Annotated in this window: 16 protein-coding genes; 13 read left to right on the top strand and 3 right to left on the bottom strand. The window is 71.6% G+C overall.

Annotated features, from left to right (window positions below; genetic code table 11):
• Positions 1–11 precede the first annotated feature (11 nt).
• Together OOK31_RS09985 and OOK31_RS09980 are read right to left on the bottom strand one after the other, a co-directional pair.
• The gene (locus OOK31_RS09985) at positions 12–209 is read right to left on the bottom strand and encodes a DUF397 domain-containing protein (RefSeq protein ID WP_267012069.1); all 198 of its coding nucleotides are present in this window, start codon (positions 207–209) and stop codon (positions 12–14) included.
• Positions 210–220: 11 nt separating this feature from the next.
• Positions 221–1072, bottom strand: coding sequence for a helix-turn-helix transcriptional regulator (locus OOK31_RS09980; RefSeq protein WP_267012068.1), 852 nt, complete (start codon positions 1070–1072; stop codon positions 221–223).
• A 279-nt stretch (positions 1073–1351) separates the two neighbouring features.
• Between OOK31_RS09980 and OOK31_RS09975 the strand changes: the two genes are divergently transcribed.
• The 3 genes from OOK31_RS09975 (at position 1352) to OOK31_RS09965 (ending at position 6342) form a co-directional block, all read left to right on the top strand.
• Complete coding sequence (locus OOK31_RS09975; protein WP_267012067.1) at positions 1352–1861, top strand: anti-sigma regulatory factor; 510 nt, start codon at positions 1352–1354, stop codon at positions 1859–1861.
• Between the two features lie 109 nt (positions 1862–1970).
• A complete protein-coding gene (locus OOK31_RS09970; protein ID WP_267012066.1) occupies positions 1971–5561 on the top strand; it encodes a type I restriction endonuclease subunit R in 3591 nt (1196 codons plus the stop codon).
• A 46-nt stretch (positions 5562–5607) separates the two neighbouring features.
• Positions 5608–6342, top strand: coding sequence for a M48 family metallopeptidase (locus tag OOK31_RS09965; RefSeq protein WP_267012065.1), 735 nt, complete (start codon positions 5608–5610; stop codon positions 6340–6342).
• Positions 6343–6361: 19 nt separating this feature from the next.
• Here the strand turns inward: OOK31_RS09965 and OOK31_RS09960 are convergent, their stop codons facing one another.
• On the bottom strand, positions 6362–7288 hold the full coding sequence (locus tag OOK31_RS09960; RefSeq protein ID WP_267012064.1) for an NADP-dependent oxidoreductase: 927 nt from the start codon (positions 7286–7288) through the stop codon (positions 6362–6364).
• Between the two features lie 126 nt (positions 7289–7414).
• On the opposite strand from OOK31_RS09960, the gene OOK31_RS09955 reads away from it, so the two are divergent.
• The 10 genes from OOK31_RS09955 (at position 7415) to gatB (ending at position 19320) form a co-directional block, all read left to right on the top strand.
• Positions 7415–8476, top strand: coding sequence for a GlxA family transcriptional regulator (locus tag OOK31_RS09955; RefSeq protein WP_267012832.1), 1062 nt, complete (start codon positions 7415–7417; stop codon positions 8474–8476).
• 94 nt (positions 8477–8570) lie between these two features.
• A complete protein-coding gene (locus OOK31_RS09950) occupies positions 8571–8921 on the top strand; it encodes a DUF1330 domain-containing protein (protein ID WP_267012063.1) in 351 nt (116 codons plus the stop codon).
• Between the two features lie 41 nt (positions 8922–8962).
• Positions 8963–9652, top strand: a complete 690-nt coding sequence (locus tag OOK31_RS09945) for an SDR family oxidoreductase (RefSeq protein ID WP_267012062.1) — start codon at positions 8963–8965, stop codon at positions 9650–9652.
• The gene (locus tag OOK31_RS09940) at positions 9649–10632 is read left to right on the top strand and encodes a methionine synthase (protein WP_267012061.1); all 984 of its coding nucleotides are present in this window, start codon (positions 9649–9651) and stop codon (positions 10630–10632) included. The genes OOK31_RS09945 and OOK31_RS09940 overlap by 4 nt, the downstream gene beginning before the upstream one ends.
• A 30-nt stretch (positions 10633–10662) precedes the next feature.
• The gene (gene ligA / locus OOK31_RS09935; RefSeq protein ID WP_267012060.1) at positions 10663–12933 is read left to right on the top strand and encodes an NAD-dependent DNA ligase LigA; all 2271 of its coding nucleotides are present in this window, start codon (positions 10663–10665) and stop codon (positions 12931–12933) included.
• A gap of 399 nt (positions 12934–13332) precedes the next feature.
• Entirely contained in the window at positions 13333–15528 is a 2196-nt protein-coding gene (locus OOK31_RS09930) for a bifunctional diguanylate cyclase/phosphodiesterase (RefSeq protein WP_267012059.1), read from the top strand.
• A gap of 223 nt (positions 15529–15751) precedes the next feature.
• Entirely contained in the window at positions 15752–16048 is a 297-nt protein-coding gene (gatC, locus tag OOK31_RS09925) for an Asp-tRNA(Asn)/Glu-tRNA(Gln) amidotransferase subunit GatC (RefSeq protein ID WP_267012058.1), read from the top strand.
• Between the two features lie 5 nt (positions 16049–16053).
• Positions 16054–17547, top strand: coding sequence for an Asp-tRNA(Asn)/Glu-tRNA(Gln) amidotransferase subunit GatA (gene gatA, locus OOK31_RS09920; RefSeq protein WP_267012057.1), 1494 nt, complete (start codon positions 16054–16056; stop codon positions 17545–17547).
• Positions 17544–17789, top strand: a complete 246-nt coding sequence (locus OOK31_RS09915; protein ID WP_030010588.1) for a hypothetical protein — start codon at positions 17544–17546, stop codon at positions 17787–17789. Before gatA ends, OOK31_RS09915 begins: the two co-directional genes overlap by 4 nt.
• A 37-nt stretch (positions 17790–17826) precedes the next feature.
• Positions 17827–19320, top strand: coding sequence for an Asp-tRNA(Asn)/Glu-tRNA(Gln) amidotransferase subunit GatB (gene gatB, locus OOK31_RS09910; protein ID WP_267012831.1), 1494 nt, complete (start codon positions 17827–17829; stop codon positions 19318–19320).
• The last annotated feature ends 19 nt before the right edge of the window (positions 19321–19339 follow it).

Below are 19339 nucleotides of genomic sequence, written 5' to 3'. Positions count from 1 at the left end.
CGGAGCGCCCGTTATCGCGAGGCGACGCTCAGTGACGCCTGTGCGCCGACGACCAGAGCCGCGAGCGCGGCTCTGTTGGCCGTGATGACCCTGCTGGGGAAGACGCTGTCCCGGATCGCCACGCCGTCGCCCTCGCAGACGGCGACCTCGACGCAGGCGTTGCCAGAAGCCTCGGAGTACGAAGACTTGAACCAACTCAACTCGGACAAGGCGGTACCTCTTAAAGATCTCCGGCGATGGCGAGGATGAGGTCCCTCGACTCTCCCGGATTCAACGTCACCTGTTCGACCAAGTCCAGCCGCTCCCGGAAGTTGGCCAGTTGCGTCGGCGTGTCGAAGAAGACCGCGCCGATCGGCGAGTCCACCTCTACGGTGTCCAGATGTGGGTTCGCGGCCGAGGCGTACATCACCGTATCCCCGGCCATGGGGAAGCCTTCGGCGGTGAAGGGGATGACTAGGAGCCGGACGTTGGACCGCTCGCTCTCGTCAAGGAGGCGCATCAGCTGACGCTTGGCGACGTGGCTGCCGCCGATGCGCATCCGTAGGGCCGACTCGTGGACCAACCCCACGTACGGCACGCTCCGATCCTGCGTGATCACACTGTGCCGCGCCAGCCGGTGGGCTACCCGTAGCTCCAATTCCAGCCGGGGCAGTGCCGGAACGAACAGGTCGAACAGGGCCCGTGCGTGGTCCTCCGTCTGGAACAGGCCTGGGATGTGGGCCGTCTGGAGTGTCCGCAGACTTGTGGCGTGGTGCTCCAATTCCGCCACGTCCAGGAAGTCCGGCGGGATCTTGCCCCGGTACTCGTCCCACCAACCTTTTGCGCGCCCTCCGGTCATCGTTGCCAGGGCTTCGACGAGCCCGGTGTCGTTGCATTCGTAGATGCTTGCGAGGCGGCGGAGCCGCTCCTCGCTGATGCCGAACCGTCCCGATTCGATGTTGGAGATCATCGTGCGGTCCGCGCCCAGGCGCTCCGCCGCAGTCGGCGCGGACAGCCCGGCGCCTTCCCGCAGGCGGCGCAGTTCCGCTCCGAAGCGCCGCTGTCGGATGGTCGGGTAATGCCTCGGTGCCATGGGTCAACTCCTTGCTCGCGCGGACATTTTGCCGACAGCGGTATGTGCTCGTCCATCCGGAACCGGAAGTACTACCCGTTTCGGTGAATGAGGTAGCACGGGTTTTAGTTTCGAGGCTAGCGTGTGACGCAAGCCACTCGTCGCAGACTCGTAGGCGGAAGCGCACCGACCGTTCAACCCCCAAGGCGGGGAGGGCGGGACGGCAAGCCACCGACACGGGCAAGGCGACGCGACACGTGGCCGACGTAGATCCCTCACGCCGCACATGGAGGTGCCCGCGTGACGCGCGAAACGGACAAGAACCGGGGCGGGGCGGTGGCCCCGCCGATCGGCTTCGCCGAACCCTGGGAGTACGAGCTCCACTTCCCCCGGGACCCCCGCGCACCCGGCATCGCGCGGACCACCCTGCGGGCCGTGCTCGACGCGCACGGGCTCGACGAACTGGCGGACCGTGCCGAGCTGTTGGCCTCCGAGCTCGCGACCAACTCCGTCCGGCACACCAAGGGGCCCGCCTCCGTGCGGTTGCGCTGGATGTGCCCCGTGCTGCGGGTCAGCGTCTCCGACTCCAGCTCGGTGTTCCCGATGGAGGCCCCGGCCGCGATCGCCTGGGACGCCGAGCGCGGCCGGGGGCTGGCCATACTCGAACTCGTCGCGGACCAGTGGGGCGGCTGCTGCCTCGACGAGGAGCTGTTCGGGACCGGCGGCAAGACCATCTGGTTCGAGCTGCGGACCGGGAAGGGCGGGCCCGACGCGCCCCCGCCCCCGGCAGCCGCCGCTCTCGCGGCCTGAACAACGGCCCCGGCGCGCTCCAACCCCGTAGGTAAAGTGGCCCCTACCCCTGTTCGAGGTTCGACAGGGGCGGGGAGCGACGTACGCACACGGGGCGGGGAGACCAGCGATGGGGCAGCCGGAGTACGACAAGGTCGAGAGGCCGCTCATCGACCAGCTGGTCGCCATGGGGTGGAAGCACCTCCAGGGCGCGCCGCCGGGGAAGCCGGTGACCGACCCGGCGCGGTCCGGGCGCGGCTCGTTCGCCGAGGTGGTCTACCCCAAGCGGTTCCGCGCCGCCGTGGCACGGATCAACCCGGACTCCCACGGCAAGCCTTGGCTGACGGCCGCCCAGCTGGACCACCTGCTCGCCCTACTCCTCGGCACCGCGCCCGGCCAGGCCCCGGCCGGGCGCGGAGTCGCGGGGAATCTGGACGTTACCCAGATGCTGCGGGAGGGGATCAACGCGCGCACGCTCCCGGGATGGACCAAGGGAGACCCCGAGCACGTACGACTGGTCGACTGGGAGGGGAAGTTCCCCAAGCTCGGAGACGCCGGCACCGGCAACGACCTGCTCGCCGTATCCCAGTTCAAGGTGGAGCGCCCCGAGTCCACCCCGGCGATCCCCGACGTCGTGCTGTTCGTCAACGGCCTGCCCTGGGTGGTCGTCGAGTGCAAGGCCCCGCTGTCGAGCCCCGGGGAGAAGCGGTTCGCGATCGACTGGGCCGTCGACGACGTGATCGGCTACGCGGGGGTCGAGGCGCCCGAGCCCGTCGCCGAGTTCGTGCGCTTCGCGCAGGTGCTCGTCGCCACCGACCGGGATCACGCAGAGATCGGCACCATCAGTGCGGAGGCCGCGCACTTTGCGCCCTGGCGGACCGTCTACCCGGCCCGGCAGGAGACGGTGCGGAGGGAGGCAGCCGCCCCCGACAGCCGAAGCGAACTCCACCCACAGGAGACCCTGGTCGGCGGTGTGCTCCGGCCCGCCCACCTGCTGACCCTCGTCAAGGACTTCACCACCGAGGCGGGGCGCGGGCCGCGCACGGTCAAGGTGGTCGGCCGCTACCAGCAGTTCCGCGCCGTCCACAAGATCGCGAAGCTGCTGCGCGACCGGCGCACCGCCCTGGCCGGGGGCCTGGACGTCGACCAGCGCGGCGGGGTCACTTGGCACACCCAGGGTTCGGGCAAGTCCCTCACCATGGCCTTCCTCGTCCGCTACCTGCGCAGCAGCCGCGATCTGGCTCGCCACAAGGTCGTGGTCGTTACCGACCGGAAGGACCTGGAAGCGCAGATCCGCCAGAGTCTGGCCGCCGCAGAAGAGAAGATCTACCGGGCGCGCTCGGTGAAGTACGCCCGCAGCTACCTGAGCCTCGACGTCCCCGACCTCGTCCTCGTCATGCTCCAGAAGGCTCGCCGGGACGACAGCGCCGACGACGGCCGTGACGAAGTGCTTGCGCAGGACCCCGAGGGGCGCAACCGGCTCCACAACCGCGTGGCGAACGCCAGCTCCGACATCGTCGTCCTCGTCGACGAGGCGCACCGGGGCCAGAGCGCCTGGCAGCACGCCCGGCTGCGCGCCATGCTGCCCAACTCCGCCATGGTCGGATTCACCGGCACGCCCATTCTCGGCGGGGCCCGCAAGACCACCGAGGACATCTTCGGCTCGTACGCCGACACCTACACCCTGCGGGACGCCGAGATCGACGGGGCCGTCGTCCCCGTACGGTACGAGGCCCACGAGGTGAACCTGGAGGTGGTGGAGAAGGCCGCTCTGGACGCGGGCTTCGACGCGCACGTCCCCGACGATCCCGAGCAGAGGCGCCGGGTGCTGCGGCGGTTCGGGCGGAAGAAGGAGGTCCTGGAATCGCCCGCGGTGATCGCCAGGAAGGCCGAGCACATGGTGCGGCACTGGGCGGCAGGCGCCCTGCCGGACGGATTCGGCGCGCAGGTCGTCGCCGTGTCCCGGCGCGCCGCCGTGGCGTACAGGGAGGCCATCTCGAAGGCGCTGAGCCGTCTCGTGGCGGACCTCGACGGGCTGGGCGGAGACGCCCACGACCCCGCGCCCGCCCCGGAGGGCGAGGTCGACATCCTGCGGCTGCTGCGCTACCGGGACGTCCTCGCGCAGGTCGAGGCCGCCGCCGTCATCTCGGCGTCGCCGAAGCGGGGCAAGGGCAAGGACCCCAAGGACTGGGACGTGTGGACCCGGCCGAGCAGCCAGGCGGCGCACATCGACCGCTTTCGGCGTGGGGTGAAGGTACCCGATCCGTTCGAGACGAGCGACGATCCCTCCTGGACCGCCCACACGCACGGACGGCCCGGAGGAGGAGCGCGCACGGGGACCCGGACCTCGGCCCACGACCCCTGGGACGGCGGGGCGGGCGAAGACCGCGAGGCGGCCGGGCGGCGGCCCCGCGACGAAAAGGCCGAGCGTCCCCTCGGATTCCTGGTGGTTACCTCCATGCTGCTCACCGGCTTCGACGCGCCCGTGGAACAGGTCCTCTACCTCGACCGGCCGCTCTTCGGCGCCGGCCTGCTCCAGGCCATCGCCCGCACCAACCGCCCCTACCGCAACAAGCACTGGGGCCAGGTGGTGGACTACATCGGCGTCGGGCCCGAGCTGGCGAAGTCCATGACCGACTACGAGGAGGCGCATCTGAAGGCCGTCCTCGGCTACGACGACGTATCCTTCGACCACCTCGACCCCGACAGTGATGCGGAACAACCGGTTACGGGCAGGATGTGGCTCCAGACCGACGCGGCGGCCGAAGCACTCCTCGCCGACCTCTTCAAGCGCCTCGACGACTTCCTGGCTGAGCGGGGCGCGAGGCGGCTAGCTGATGAGGCGCAGCGGGAGGATCTGCTGGCGGCGCTGGAGGACCCGCTGCTGCGGGGCGAGTTCGACGAACTGGCCCGAGACTTCTTCAACGCGCTGGGCGCCGTTCTGCCCCGGCCGTTCGCGCTCCGGTACGAGGCCTTCGCCGGGCGGCTGGGGGAGGTGCAGTACCTCGCCCGAGCCCGCTACCTCGACGGCCGGGACCAGTTCAGCCCGCGCCGCTACGGGGCCAAGGTGCGTGCGCTGATCGCCTCGCACCTCAAGGCGAACGGCATCGTGGAACGCGTCCCGCAGGTGGAGCTGGGCGCGCCCGACTTCATGGAGCGGGTCGAAGCCAACGCCGATCCGCGGGCCCGGATCTCGTACCTGACCAGCCGGATCCACACCCACATCACGGCCCGGCTGGAGACGGACCGGGCGCGCTACGAGGACTTCAGCGAGCGCCTGGAGGCCGTCATCCGGCGGATGGGAACGGACTTCGAGGAGGCCGCCGCAGCGCTGGCCGGGCTCGCCGACGAGGTCATCGCCTCCGAGCGGGACGGTGGTCAGGAGGCGGGGGCGGGCCTCGACCGTTGGACCGAGAGGCCGGTGTACGCCCTGCTCGCCCGCGAGCTGGACGCGGCGGGCGGGTCGCTGGTTCCGGACGGGACCGACCTCTACCAGGCGGCGCGCGACGTCACCTGGAAGATCGCGGGGCTGGTGCGCTCCCCGAACTTCACAACGCTGCCGGACGCGCAGGACCGCGTACGCAAGGAAGTGCGGATCTACCTGGAGGAAGAACTGCACGTCGACTGGTCGGCGACCGGACCGGTCGCGGGCTTGCTGGTCGAGCTCGCGCTGCACCGGCACGGCGATTTCCTGCGCTACCCGTCGCGCCACGACGGCTGAGACCGTGGCGCGCCCGACTGTCCGAGCCGGGTGGTAGGAATGCCGGGTGAGCACCTCGGTCCAGCAGGCGATCGCCGCACTACCCCTCCCTGAGGGGTGGAGCTGGCGCGTCGAGTCCCGCCCCCGGCGGCGGACCCTGGGCATCGACGTCACGCCGGACGGGGAGGTGCTCTTCGCCGTACCGGCCGACGCGGATCCGCGCGCGGTGGCCGCAGCCGTACGCTCCCGGCTGCCGCGTCTCGCGGATGAGGTCCGCCGCCGACGTGCCCGCCCCGCCGAGCCCGTCAAGGAACTCGTCGGCGGCAGCAGCTTTGCCTACCTGGGGCGCCGGTACCGGCTCAGACCGGTACCGGAGGCGGAGGGAGCGCGGGTCCGGCTGAGAGCCGGATGGCTGGAGCTTCCCGCGCCCGCCACGCCTTCGGCCGGTTCGGAGGCCCTGGCCGCCTGGTACATCGAGCGCGGGCAGCGGTGGCTCACCTCCCGCATGCCCGCGATCGCCCTCCGCATGGGGGTGCGGCCGGCAGAAGTGCGTGTTGACGATCTCGGGGAGCGTTGGGGCTCGTGCGGCCCCGACGGGCTGATCGCCGTGCATTGGGCCGTCATGCAGCTGCCCGCGAGCCTGGTCGATTTCGTCCTCGTGCACGAGCTGTGCCACGTGAAGGTGCCGGGGCACGGTCCTGCCTTCCGGCGGGAGATGGGTCTGGTCCTTCCCGGTTACGAGCGCCGTGAGGAGCTGTTCGCACAGGAAGAACCGTTCCTGTGGCGAGGCGCGGTCCGCTAGGACCGGATGAACCCGGCGCTCAGGCGACCGTCAGGACGATCTTGCCGGTGGTCCGGCCCCGCTCGCCGATCTCGTGGGCCTCCGCGGCCCGCTCCAGCGGCAGTACCGTGTCGATGACCGGGCGCAGCTTCCCCCCGTCGACCAGGGCCGCGATCTCGACCAGGCCGCGGTAGTCGGGCTCCACCAGCGTCCAGCCGGTGTGCACGTCCTGCGTGCCGACGGCCGGCACGTCGTCCGGCGAGGGCAGGGTGACCAGGTGGCCGCCCGGCTTCAGCACCTTCAGCGAGCGCTGCCCGTGCTCCCCGCCGAGGCCGTCGAGCACGACGTCCACGTCCGTGACGACGTCCTCGAAGTCCGTGGAGCGGTAGTCGATCACCTCGTCGGCGCCCAGTTCGCGCAGCAGCTCGTGCTTGCCGGCGCTCGCCGTGCCGATCACGTACGCGCCCCGGGCCTTGGCGATCTGTACGGCCAGGTGGCCGACCCCGCCGGCCGCGGCGTGCACCAGCACGCGCTGCCCTGCCGAGACCCCGGCGGTGTCCACCAGCGCCTGCCAGGCGGTCAGCGCCGCCAGGGGCAGCGCGGCCGCCCCCACGTGGTCCAGTGCGGCGGGCTTGCGGGCGAAGTGGCGGGCCGGGCCCACCACGTACTCGGCGTAGCCGCCCGCCTGCCGCGGGAAGTGCGGCATCCCGTACACCTCGTCGCCCGCGCGGTAGAGGGTCACGCCGGGTCCGACCGCCTCGACGGTGCCCGAGACGTCCCAGCCGACGATCGGGGTCTCGCCCCAGGTGATCAGGCCGCCGGTGGCCCGCGTCTTCCAGTCGACCGGGTTTACGCCGGCCGCGTGGACGCGCACCAGGATCTCGTTCAGGCCCGGCTCGGGCCGCTCGATCTCCGTCTCGGCCAGGACCTCGGGGCCGCCCCACTCGTTCACGACCACAGCACGCATGTCTTCTTCTCCTCGAACGCTCGACGGCCGGGTGCGGCCGCCGATGTGCCTCCAGCATCGGCCGGGTGCGACCTGCGTGGTGTTGGCCTGATGGCCACGATCTGACAGGATTTGGCCATGGCCGAGATGAGTACGCCACCCACGACCGCGGCGCAGGGTTACGGCGGACGGGCCCGGCACCGGATCGCCGTGCTCGCTCTGCCCGGCTTCCCCCCGTTCGAGCTCGGGATCCCCTCCCGCGTCTTCGGCAGCGCCGTGGACGAGGCCGGCGGGGCCCTGTACGAGGTCGTCGTCTGCACCGCCGACGGCGGCCCCGTGCTCAGCGACTCCGGGTTCGCCCTCCAGCCCGCCGCCGGGCCCGAGGCGCTCGCCACCGCCGACACGGTGATCGTCCCGCCCACCCACGCCATGCCCGAGCTGGCCCACGGCGGCCCGCTGCCGCCCGAGGTGGCCGCGGCCATCGCGGGCATCCGCCCCGGCACCCGCCTGGTCTCGATCTGCACCGGCTCCTACGTCCTCGCCGCCGCCGGACTCCTGGACGGCCGCCCCGCGACGACGCACTGGAACCTCGCCTCCGAGTTCCGTCGGGCCTACCCCCGGGTCCGCCTCGACGAGGACGTCCTCTTCGTCGACGACGGCGACGTCCTGACCTCCGCCGGGGTCTCCGCCGGTGTCGACCTGTGCCTGCACCTGATCCGCCGGGACCACGGGGCCGCCGTCACCAACCGCGCCGCCCGCATGTGCGTCGTACCGCCCTGGCGCGACGGCGGCCAGGCCCAGTACATCGACCGGCCCGTCCCCGAACCCACCGTCGCCACCACCACCGCCACCCGCGCCTGGGCCCTGGAACGCCTCGCCGAGCCGGTCACCCTCGCCGAGCTCGCCGCCCACGCCCGGATGAGCCTGCGCACCTTCACCCGGCGGTTCCGCGACGAGACCGGCATGACCCCCGTGCAGTGGCTCACCGCCCAACGGCTCGAGATCGCCCGCCAGTTGCTGGAGTCCAGCGACCTGCCCGTCGACCTGGTCGCGCACCGCTCCGGCTTCGGATCCGCCAACTCCCTGCGCCAGCACATGCGCACCGCCCTCGGCGTCTCCCCGATCGCCTACCGGCGCACCTTCCACGGCCCCGGCCATGCCGAGTCCGCCCAGCCCGAGCCCGCCCCGGCCGAGCCCGCCCCGGCATGACCTCACGGGTAATCGACCCGGCGGCGGCCCGCTGACAGGCTCGGAGCAACGGCCCGGAACACCGGGCCGGCCACCGCCCGACAGGGGAGACGCCATGACCGCGTACGCCATCGCCCACATCCGCCCCGACCACGACAACCCCCACGAGGACGTCCTGCGCTACATCGAGGAGATCCAGGCCACCATGGACCCCTTCGGCGGCCGCTTCCTCGTCCACGGCCAGGAGGTCGAGGTCATGGAGGGCCCCTTCCCCGGGACGGTCGTCGTCATCGGCTTCCCGGACATCGAGAGCGCCCGCGCCTGGTACGCCTCGCCCGCCTACCAGGCCATCCTCCCGCTGCGCACCGACCACGTCCCCAGCGAGGCCGTCCTCGTCGACGGAGTCCCCGCCGACTACGACGCCTCCCGGACCGCCGCCCGACTGCGCGCGGCCGCCGGGCGCTGACCTGGCGGCGCGTCCCCCGCCCCGGATGCGAGCATGACCGTATGGCTACTCACCTGATCACCGGCGCCGGATCCGGCATCGGCGCCGCCGTCGCGACCCGCCTGCACGCCCGGGGCGACGACCTCGTCCTGCTGGCCCGCGACGCCGCCCGTGCCCGGCAGCTCGTCGAGCGCTACCCCGGCGCGCGGACCCTCGTAGGCGACCTCGCGGATCCCGACCGGCTGTCGTGGGCCTTCTCCAAGCAGCCGGTCCCCGAGCGGATCGACTCCCTCCTGCACATCGCCGGGATCGTCGACCTCGGACCCGTCGGCGAGCTGCGCCCCAAGACCTGGCACCAGCAGCTCAACGTCAACCTGATCGCCCCCGCCGAGGTGACCCGGCTGCTGCTGCCCACCCTGCGCGCCTCCAAGGCCACCGTCGTCTTCGTGAACTCCGGCGCCGGCCTCACCGCCCACGCCGAATGGGGCGCCTACGCAGCCTCCAAGCACGGTCTGAAGGCCCTCGCCGACTCCCTGCGCGCCGAGGAGAAGCCGAACGGCATCCGCGTCACCTCCGTCTACCCGGGCCGCACCGCCAGCCCCATGCAGGCCAAGGTGCACTCCCAGGAGGGCAAGGAGTACGACCCGGACGCCTGGATCGACCCGGATTCGGTGGCGACCACCATCCTCATGGCCGTCGACCTGCCGCGCGACGCCGAGGTCAACGACCTGACCGTCAGGCCCGGCCGATGAGCGCCGGGGCCACCGGCGTCGGATCGCTGCCCGGCGGCGACGCCCGCGAGGCCGCCAAGACCGTCACCGGCTCCTTCGAGGAGTTCCCCTACCTCGCCGAGCTGCCCGCCCGCGGCCCCGGCGCCGACATGATCGGCCGCTCGCTGGGGCTGCTCGTCGACATGTACGCGCACGTCGAGCCCAGCGGCTGGCGGATCAGCGACCGGCCGGGACGCGACACCCGGCGGGCCCGCTCCTGGCTCGGCGAGGACCTCGACGCGCTGGAGGAGTTCACCCAGGGGTACACCGGCAAGCTCAAGGTGCAGGCCGTAGGACCCTGGACGCTGGCCGCGGCCCTGGAACTGCACGGCGGCGAGGCGCTGCTCCAGGACCCCGGCGCCTGCCGCGACCTGGCCGGATCCCTCGCCGAGGGCCTGCGCGAGCACCTGGCCGACGTGCGCAAGCGGATCCCCGGCGCCGAGATCGTCCTCCAGTACGACGAGCCCTCCCTCACCGCCGTCCTGCTCGGCCGCATCCGCTCCGCCAGCGGCTACCGGACCTACCGGGCCGTCGACCGGCAGGTCGTGGAGAGCACGCTGCGCGACCTGTTCGCGGTGCACGAGGGTGAGGTGATCGTCCACTCCTGCGCCCCCGAGGTCCCCTTCGGACTGCTGCGGAGGGCCGGCGCCACGGGCGTCTCGTTCGATTTCTCCTTGCTCACCGAGCGCGAGGACGACACCATCGGCGAAGCCGTCGAGGGCGGTACGAAACTCTTCGCCGGAGTGGTGCCCGGCACCGACGGCCCGTTGTCAGACCCGGGCGGTAGCGTCATGGGTGTCAGGAAGCTCTGGCGCAGGCTGGGACTGGCCCCGGAGACTCTCGCCGAGTCCGTCGTGGTCACCCCGTCGTGCGGTCTGGCGGGCGCGTCGCCCGCCTACGCCCGCGCGGTGCAGGCGCATTGCGTCAGGGCGGCGAGGTCGCTCGCCGACAACCCTGAGTGACGGTCGAGACGGGGCACGGGAGGACACGGCATGGCAGCCGAACAGCAGGACACGGCAGTACCGACGGCGGTGCGTGAGCAGCACGCGCTGCTCGCCGAGCAGGTCGAGGAGCACCGCTTCCGGTACTACGTGAACGACCAGCCGGTCGTCAGCGACGCCGAGTTCGACCAGCTGCTGCGCTCGCTGGAGGCCCTGGAGGAGCAGTACCCCGAGCTGCGCACACCCGACTCGCCCACCCAGAAGGTGGCCGGGGCGTACGAGACCGACTTCGCCTCCGTGGAGCACCGCGAGCGGATGCTCTCCCTCGACAACGCCTTCGACGACGAGGAACTGGCCGCCTGGGCCGAGCGCGTCGCCCGGGACGTGAACACCCCGGACTTCCACTACCTGTGCGAGCTCAAGGTGGACGGCCTCGCGGTCAACCTCACCTACGAGAACGGCCGCCTGACCCGGGCCGCCACCCGCGGCGACGGCCGCACCGGCGAGGACATCACGCCCAACGTCCGCACGATCGCCGAGATCCCGGACCGCCTCAAGGGCGACCGGATCCCGGCCCTCGTCGAGATCCGCGGCGAGGTGTACTTCCCGATGGAGAAGTTCGAGGAGCTCAACGCCCGCCTGGTGGAGGCGGAGGGCAAGCCCTTCGCCAACCCGCGCAACGCGGCCGCCGGTTCCCTGCGCCAGAAGGACCCCAAGGTCACCGCGAGCCGCCCCCTGCACATGGTCGTGCACGGCATCGGCGCCCGCGAGGGCTTCGAGATCGAGCGCCAGTCGCAGGCGTACGAACTGCTCCACGAATGGGGCCTGCCCACCGCGCAGCACAACAAGGTGGTCTCCACCCTCGCCGAGGTGCGGAAGTTCATCGCGGACTTCGGCGAGAACCGGCACTCGGTGGAGCACGAGATCGACGGCGTGGTCGTCAAGCTCGACGAGATCGCCCTCCAGGGCCGGCTCGGCTCCACGGCGCGCGCCCCGCGCTGGGCCATCGCCTGGAAGTACGCCCCCGAAGAGGTCAACACCAAGCTCATCGACATCAAGGTCGGCGTCGGCCGCACCGGGCGCGTGACCCCGTACGCGCAGGTGGAGCCGGTGACGGTGGCGGGCTCCGAGGTGGAGTTCGCGACCCTGCACAACCAGGAGGTCGTCAAGGCCAAGGGCGTGCTCATCGGGGACACCGTCGTCCTGCGCAAGGCGGGCGACGTCATCCCCGAGATCCTCGGCCCGGTGGTCGACCTGCGGGACGGCAGCGAGCGGGAGTTCGTCATGCCGGCCGAGTGCCCCGAGTGCGGGACGGCGCTGCGGCCCATGAAGGAGGGGGACATCGACGTACGGTGCCCCAACGCCCAGACCTGCCCCGCCCAGTTGCGCGAGCGGATCTTCTACCTCGCCGGGCGCCAGAGCCTGGACATCGAGAACTTCGGCATGGTCGCCGCGGCCGCGCTGACCGGCCCCCTGGAGCCGGCCGTCCCGCCGGTCCTCGACGAGGGCGACCTCTTCGGCCTGACCATCGAGCAGCTGCTCCCGATCAAGGCCTACGTCCTCGACCCCGACAGCGGGCTGCCCAAGCGGGACCCGAAGACGGGCGAGGAGAAGATCGTCACGGTCTTCGCCAACCAGAAGGGCGAACCGAAGAAGAACGCCCTGGCCATGCTGGAGAACATCGCCGCCGCCAAGGAGCGGCCGCTGGCCCGCATCATCAACGGCCTCTCCATCCGCCACGTCGGACCGGTCGCCGCGGAGGCCCTGGCCCGGGAGTTCCGTTCCATCGACCGCATCGAGCAGGCCACCGAGGAGGAGCTGACCGCCACCGAGGGGGTCGGGGCGATCATCGCCGCCTCGCTCAAGGAGTGGTTCGCCGTCGACTGGCACCAGGAGATCCTGCGCAAGTGGCGGGAGGCGGGCGTCCGGATGGAGGAGGAAGGTTCCGCCGAGGAGGAGGGGCCGCGCCCGCTGGAGGGGCTGACCGTCGTCGTCACCGGAACTTTGCAGAGCCACACGCGGGACGGCGCCAAGGAGGCCCTGCAGAGCCGCGGCGCCAAGGTGACCGGATCCGTGTCGAAGAAGACCTCCTTCGTCGTCGTCGGCGACAACCCGGGCTCCAAGTACGACAAGGCGATGCAGCTGAAGCTCTCCGTCCTCGACGACGCGGGCTTCGCGGTGCTGCTGGAACAGGGTCCCGACGCCGCCCGCGAGGCGGCGCTCCCGCTGGAGGGCGCGGGCGCGGGTGAGGGCGACGGCGAGGACAAGGGCGCGAGCGAGGGCGCGGGCGAGGGCGCGGGCGAGGGCGGGGCCCAGGAGTGATCGACACGGGAGTCACCCACACGGGAGGCGTCCCGGGGGAGTAGCGAAGGCGAACGGATGCATGGCGTGCGGCCGTACGGGCGGGCGCACGCCCGGCGCGGTGTCCGGTGGTAAACGGCTGGTACAAGGCTGTTCGCGGGGCGGTGACCTGTCGGATCATCGGAAGGGTGACTGGGGGGTCCTGGTCCAAACTCACCCGTTCGGCGGATACCGTACTGATGAGGATGGCTGGGGCTCATTCGGGCAACCACCGCCGACCGCTGCCCCTGGGAGCCTCTCGCGTCCTACTGTTGTGGGGTGCGCCTGTCGTGCACGGCTGCCTGATGACCTTCAGCCGTGATGGCATGACACCGGGGCCATCGCGTGACATCGGCATCGCCGGCTGTGAGAGGGACGGGCATGAAACCCACCGAAAGCGCCGACCCGTCACCTGAATTCGGCGGGGACATCCCGTCCATGCGGGCGGGCCGGATCGGTGTCCTGGGCGCCAGGACACCGGAGACCCGCCCCCTCGACACCGGAGCGGGCGGGACAGGACAGGGGCGGCGCACCGTGCTGCCCCTCGCCGTCATGGGCCTGTCCGCGGTGGTGCTCCTCGGCGGCATCGTCTCCGCGCTGACCAACCGTCAGGCCCTGTTCCCCGGCGGCACGGTCGGCTGGGCACTCGCGCTGCTCACCGGCGTCATCGTCGGCCACCTCGTCGCCCTGGGCCGCGACCGCTGGTGGGGCGGCACCGGATCCGGCGCCGCCCTCACCCTCGCCGTGCTCCTGCTCTACGGATGGATCCCGGCCGGGCTCGTCTCGCTGGCCGTGGTCTCCCTGGTCGGCGCCGCGCGCAGACACCGCTGGCGCCAGGGCCTGCTGCACGGCTCCGTCGACATCCTCGGCATCGGCGCGGGGGCCCTCGTCCTCCTCGCCTTCGGTGACGCGCCGAGCGTCGAAGCCCCCTGGCTGCCCGGCACCTGGGACCTCGCGGCCGTCCCCGAGGTGGTACTGGTCGCCGTCGCCTACCTGGCGGTGACCCGGGCCCTGCTCTGGTTCGCGCTCACCCCGCGCGGCGGCGGACTGCCCACCGTGGCCCGCACCGCCCTGCTCCGGCAGGCACTCGTGGCCGCCGCCCTGCTCGGGATCGCCCCGCTGATCTGCGTGGTCGCCGCCGGCCGGCCCGTACTGCTGCCGCTGTTCGCCGTACCGCTCATCGCGCTCGACTCCACCTTGTGGATCGCACGGGCCCGGGCGGAGGAACAACTGCGCGACCCCCTGACCGGACTGCCGAACCGGCAGTGGCTGCTGGAGCGCGCCTGGTCCGCCCTGGACGAGGCTGAACGTTTGGGCACCCGGTCCGCTCTCGTGCTGATCGACCTGGACCGCTTCCGCGCCGTCAACGACACCCTCGGCCACCTGGCGGGGGACCGGCTGCTGCTCCAGATCGCGGAACGCCTGCGCCAGGCCCTCCCGCCCGACGCCGAAGCCGCCCGCCTCGGCGGCGACGAGTTCGCCGTACTGCTGCCCGTCGCCGACTCCACCACCAGCGCCCAGCGCGTCGCCCGCAACCTGGTCGCCGAACTCAGCTCCCCGCTCGACCTCGACGGACTCACCCTCGTCCTGGAGGCCAGTGCCGGACTCGCCGTCTTCCCCGACCACGCACTGGACGCGGAAGGCCTGCTGCGGCGGGCCGACGTCGCCATGTACCAGGCCAAGCGGGACCGCACCGGCGTGGAGGTGTACGAGTCCAAGCGCGACAGCAACACCCCCGACCGGCTCGGCCTCCTCGGCGACCTGCGGCGCGCCCTCGACGCCGGCGAGGTCGAACTCCACTACCAGCCCAAGGTCCGCTTCGACGGGCAGGTGGCCGGCCTGGAAGCGCTGGTCCGGTGGGTGCACCCCGAACGGGGCCGGGTCTCCCCGGACGAGTTCATCGCCATCGCCGAGACGTCGGGGCTGATGCCGCACCTGACCGAGTACGTCCTCGAAACCGCCCTCGCCCAGGTCGCCCGCTGGCGCGCCCAGGGCCTCAAGGTGCCCGTCGCCGTCAACGTCTCCCCGCGCGACGTCCACACCCCCGGCTTCGCGGGCGCGGTCGCCGCACGGCTGGCCCGCCACGGGGTGCCGGCGAGCGGCCTCCAGCTGGAGATAACGGAGCACGTCCTGCTGGAGGACCCCCAGCGGGCGGCCGACACCATGGCCGGGCTGACCGGCCACGGGGTGAAGATGTCCCTCGACGACTTCGGCACCGGCTACTCCTCCCTCGTGCACCTGCGGCGGCTGCCGGTCAGCGAGCTGAAGATCGACCGGTCTTTCGTGGCGCGGCTCGCCGTCGACGCGCAGGACGCGGAGATCGTCCGCTGCACGGTGGACCTCGCGCACTCCCTCGGCCTGCTCGTCGTGGCCGAGGGCGTCGAGGACGACGAGACCTGGGAACGACTGCGGGACCTGGGCTGCGACGCCGTCCAGGGGTGGCTGGTCGCCGCCGCGATGCCGCCGCAGGAGGCCACCGCCTGGCTCCTGGCCCGCGGAGAGCGGGGCTGGCGCCGGCCCGCCGACATCACGGCGGAGCTCGCCGCGGCCGCCACGTCGGAAACCCCGGCCCCGTAGCGCGGCCACCCGCCGACCGTTCAGTACCTTCCGTAGTGGGCAGTACACTCAGCGGGGTGTTCCCCACGTGAGTGGGATGTTCCCAGCGAAGAGCTGGGCCACTTCGCCGGCCACCTGTGCTCCCCGCTCACGCGGGGATGGATATAAGCGCTGCGCCGCCAGGCAGTGGCGCCCTCTAGGATTGGGCCAAAGTCCAGATTCACCAACCCCAGAGGATCGCTGCATGCCTGGCATCACGCGCGAGGAGGTCGTCCACCTCGCTCGGCTGGCGCGCCTTGAGCTGTCCAGCACTGAGCTGGATCACTTCGCAGGACAGCTCGACGACATCATCGGCGCGGTCGCCCGCGTTTCCGAGGTCGCCGACCAAGACGTCCCGCCGACCTCCCACCCGCTGCCGCTGACGAACGTCATGCGCGCGGACGAGGTCCGTCCGTCGCTCACCCCCGAGCAGGCGCTTTCCGGCGCTCCCGCCCAGGAGCAGCAGCGTTTCAAGGTGCCGCAGATCCTGGGGGAGGACTAATCATCATGATCGACATCATCAGGCTCACCGCCGCCCAGACCGCCGAGAAGATCGCCTCCGGCGAGCTCACGGCCGTCGAGGTCACCGAGGCCCACCTGGCCCGTATCGAGGCGACCGACGAGAAGGTCAACGCCTTCCTCCACGTCGACCGCGAGGGCGCCCTCGCGCAGGCTCGCGCCGTCGACGCCAAGAAGGCGGCCGGCGAGAAGCTCGGCCCGCTGGCCGGCGTCCCGCTCGCCCTCAAGGACATCTTCACCACCGTCGGGGTCCCGACCACCGTCGGTTCGAAGATCCTCGAAGGCTGGATCCCGCCCTACGACGCCACCCTGACGCGCAAGCTGAAGGAAGCCGACGTCGTCATCCTCGGCAAGACCAACATGGACGAGTTCGCCATGGGGTCGTCGACGGAGAACAGCGCCTACGGGCCCACCGGCAACCCCTGGGACCTCACCCGGATCCCCGGCGGCTCCGGCGGCGGCTCGGCGGCTGCGCTGGCCGCCTTCCAGGCCCCCCTGGCCATCGGCACGGACACCGGCGGCTCCATCCGCCAGCCCGCCGCCGTCACCGGCACCGTCGGCGTCAAGCCCACCTACGGCGGCGTCTCGCGCTACGGCATGGTGGCGTTCTCGTCCTCCCTGGACCAGGGCGGCCCGTGCGCCCGTACGGTCCTGGACGCGGCGCTCCTCCACGAGGTCATCGCCGGTCACGACCCGCTCGACTCCACCTCCATCGACGCTCCGGTCCCGCCGGTCGTCGAGGCCGCCCGCAACGGCTCGGTCGCCGGCATGCGCGTCGGTGTGGTCAAGCAGTTCGCCGGCGAGGGCTACCAGGCCGGTGTCGTCCAGCGCTTCAACGAGTCGGTGGAGCTCCTCAAGGAGCTCGGCGCCGAGATCGTCGAGCTGGACTGCCCGTCCTTCGACCTCGCGATGGCCGCGTACTACCTGATCGCGCCGTCCGAGTGCTCCTCCAACCTGGCCCGCTTCGACGCCATGCGCTACGGCCTGCGCGTCGGCGACGACGGCACGAAGTCCGCCGAGGACGTCACCGCCCTGACCCGCGAAGCCGGCTTCGGCGACGAGGTCAAGCGCCGCATCATCCTCGGTACGTACGCGCTCAGCTCCGGCTACTACGACGCGTACTACGGCTCCGCCCAGAAGGTCCGCACGCTCATCACGAAGGACTTCGAGAAGTCCTTCGAGCAGGTCGACGTGATCGTCTCCCCGACGACCCCGACCACCGCCTTCGCGATCGGTGAGCGCACCGACGACCCCCTCGCCATGTACCTCGCGGACCTGTGCACCATCCCGACCAACCTGGCCGGCAACTCCGCCATGTCGCTTCCCTGCGGCCTGGCACCGGAGGACGGCCTGCCGGTCGGGCTCCAGATCATCGCCCCGGCGATGAAGGACGACCGGCTGTACAAGGTCGGCGCCGCCGTGGAGGCAGCCTTCGTCGAGCGCTGGGGTCACCCGCTGCTTGAGGAGGCACCGTCCCTGTGAGCACCAGTGCACTGACCAAGGCCAAGGGCTTCAAGAAGTCCAAGACCGGCACCTACCTGTCGATCGGCACCACCGCCTTCGGCGCGATCAGCGTGATCAAGCAGGTCAAGAAGGCCCGCAGCGAGCACGACGTGCTGAAGCTGGTCGACGCCGCCGTGTCCGCCGCCGCCATCGTCACCGGCCTCGCGATCCTGTACCGCGAGCTGAAGCGCCTGGGCGACGACGACGTCCTGCTGGGCTGAGAGGGAAAGTTTCACCGTGAGCACCTACACCGAACTGATGTCGTACGAGGACGCTCTCGCCTCGTTCGACCCCGTCATGGGCCTCGAGGTCCATGTCGAGCTCGGCACCAAGACCAAGATGTTCTGCGGCTGCTCGACCGAGCTGGGCGCGGAGCCCAACTCGCAGACCTGCCCCACCTGCCTCGGTCTGCCCGGCTCGCTGCCCGTCGTCAACGCGATCGGCGTCGAGTCCGCCATCAAGATCGGCCTCGCGCTGAACTGCGAGATCGCCGAGTGGTGCCGCTTCGCCCGGAAGAACTACTTCTATCCGGACATGCCGAAGAACTTCCAGACCTCCCAGTACGACGAGCCGATCGCCTTCAACGGCTTCCTCGACGTACAGCTGGAGGACGGCGAGATCTTCCGCGTGGAGATCGAGCGCGCCCACATGGAGGAGGACACCGGCAAGTCGCTGCACGTCGGCGGCGCCACCGGCCGTATCCACGGCGCGTCCCACTCCCTGCTGGACTACAACCGCGCCGGCATCCCGCTCATCGAGATCGTCACCAAGCCGATCGAGGGCGCCGGCGAGCGGGCCCCCGAGGTCGCCAAGGCGTACGTCGCCGAACTGCGCGAGGTCATCAAGGCGCTCGGCGTCTCCGAGGCCCGCATGGACAAGGGCCAGATGCGCTGTGACGTGAACCTGTCGCTGCGCCCGACCCCCGAGTCCGAGTTCGGCACCCGCAGCGAGACGAAGAACGTCAACTCGCTGCGCTCCGTCGAGCGCGCGGCCCGCTTCGAGATCCAGCGCCACGCGGCGGTGCTCACCTCGGGCGGCACGATCGTGCAGGAGACCCGGCACTTCCACGAGGAGGACGGCTCCACCACCGCCGGCCGCATCAAGGACAACGCCGAGGACTACCGGTACTTCCCGGAGCCCGACCTGGTCCCCGTCGCCCCGGCCCGCGACTGGGTCGAGGAGCTGCGCGGCGGCCTGCCCGAGATGCCGCGCGTGCGCCGCAACCGGCTCCGCGAGGACTGGGGCGTGAACGAGCACGACATGCAGTCGATCCTCAACGCGGGCGCGGTGGACTCCATCGTCGCCACCATCGAGGCCGGCGCCGACTCGACGGCCGCCCGCAAGTGGTGGATGGGCGAGCTGGCCCGCAACGCCAACGAGCAGGGCGTCGTCGTCGACGAGCTGCCGATCACCCCGGCCCAGGTCGCGCGCGTCGCGGCCCTGGTCGCGGCCGGTGAGCTCAACGACAAGCTGGCCCGCCAGGTCCTCGAGGGCGTCCTCGCCGGCGAGGGCACCCCGGACGAGGTCGTCGACAAGCGCGGCCTGAAGGTCGTCTCGGACGAGGGCGCGCTCGGCGCGGCCGTGGACGAGGCCATCGCGGGCAACGCCGGCATCGCCGACAAGATCCGCGGCGGCAAGATCGCCGCCGTCGGCGCCCTGGTCGGCGCGGTCATGAAGACCACCCGCGGCCAGGCCGACGCGGCCCGCGTCAAGGAGCTCATCCTGGAGCGCCTGGGCGTCTCCGAGGGCTGAGCCCACGGACCACTCCGCA

The organism is Streptomyces sp. NBC_00249, from assembly GCF_026342355.1.
GTDB lineage: Bacteria > Actinomycetota > Actinomycetes > Streptomycetales > Streptomycetaceae > Streptomyces.
The sequence above is the reverse complement of the archived record's forward strand: the minus strand, read 5'-3'. Positions and strand labels throughout refer to the sequence as shown.

Bases quoted from the DNA above. Each gene is read 5' to 3' on its own strand.
- OOK31_RS09980 (WP_267012068.1), bottom strand. From the start codon at position 1,072: ATGGCACCGAGGCATTACCCGACCATCCGACAGCGGCGCTTCGGAGCG.
- OOK31_RS09970 (WP_267012066.1), top strand. From the start codon at position 1,971: ATGGGGCAGCCGGAGTACGACAAGGTCGAGAGGCCGCTCATCGACCAG.
- OOK31_RS09960 (WP_267012064.1), bottom strand. From the start codon at position 7,288: ATGCGTGCTGTGGTCGTGAACGAGTGGGGCGGCCCCGAGGTCCTGGCC.
- OOK31_RS09955 (WP_267012832.1), top strand. From the start codon at position 7,415: ATGAGTACGCCACCCACGACCGCGGCGCAGGGTTACGGCGGACGGGCC.
- OOK31_RS09950 (WP_267012063.1), top strand. From the start codon at position 8,571: ATGACCGCGTACGCCATCGCCCACATCCGCCCCGACCACGACAACCCC.
- OOK31_RS09945 (WP_267012062.1), top strand. From the start codon at position 8,963: ATGGCTACTCACCTGATCACCGGCGCCGGATCCGGCATCGGCGCCGCC.
- OOK31_RS09940 (WP_267012061.1), top strand. From the start codon at position 9,649: ATGAGCGCCGGGGCCACCGGCGTCGGATCGCTGCCCGGCGGCGACGCC.
- ligA (WP_267012060.1), top strand. From the start codon at position 10,663: ATGGCAGCCGAACAGCAGGACACGGCAGTACCGACGGCGGTGCGTGAG.
- OOK31_RS09930 (WP_267012059.1), top strand. From the start codon at position 13,333: ATGAAACCCACCGAAAGCGCCGACCCGTCACCTGAATTCGGCGGGGAC.
- gatC (WP_267012058.1), top strand. From the start codon at position 15,752: ATGCCTGGCATCACGCGCGAGGAGGTCGTCCACCTCGCTCGGCTGGCG.
- gatA (WP_267012057.1), top strand. From the start codon at position 16,054: ATGATCGACATCATCAGGCTCACCGCCGCCCAGACCGCCGAGAAGATC.
- gatB (WP_267012831.1), top strand. From the start codon at position 17,827: ATGTCGTACGAGGACGCTCTCGCCTCGTTCGACCCCGTCATGGGCCTC.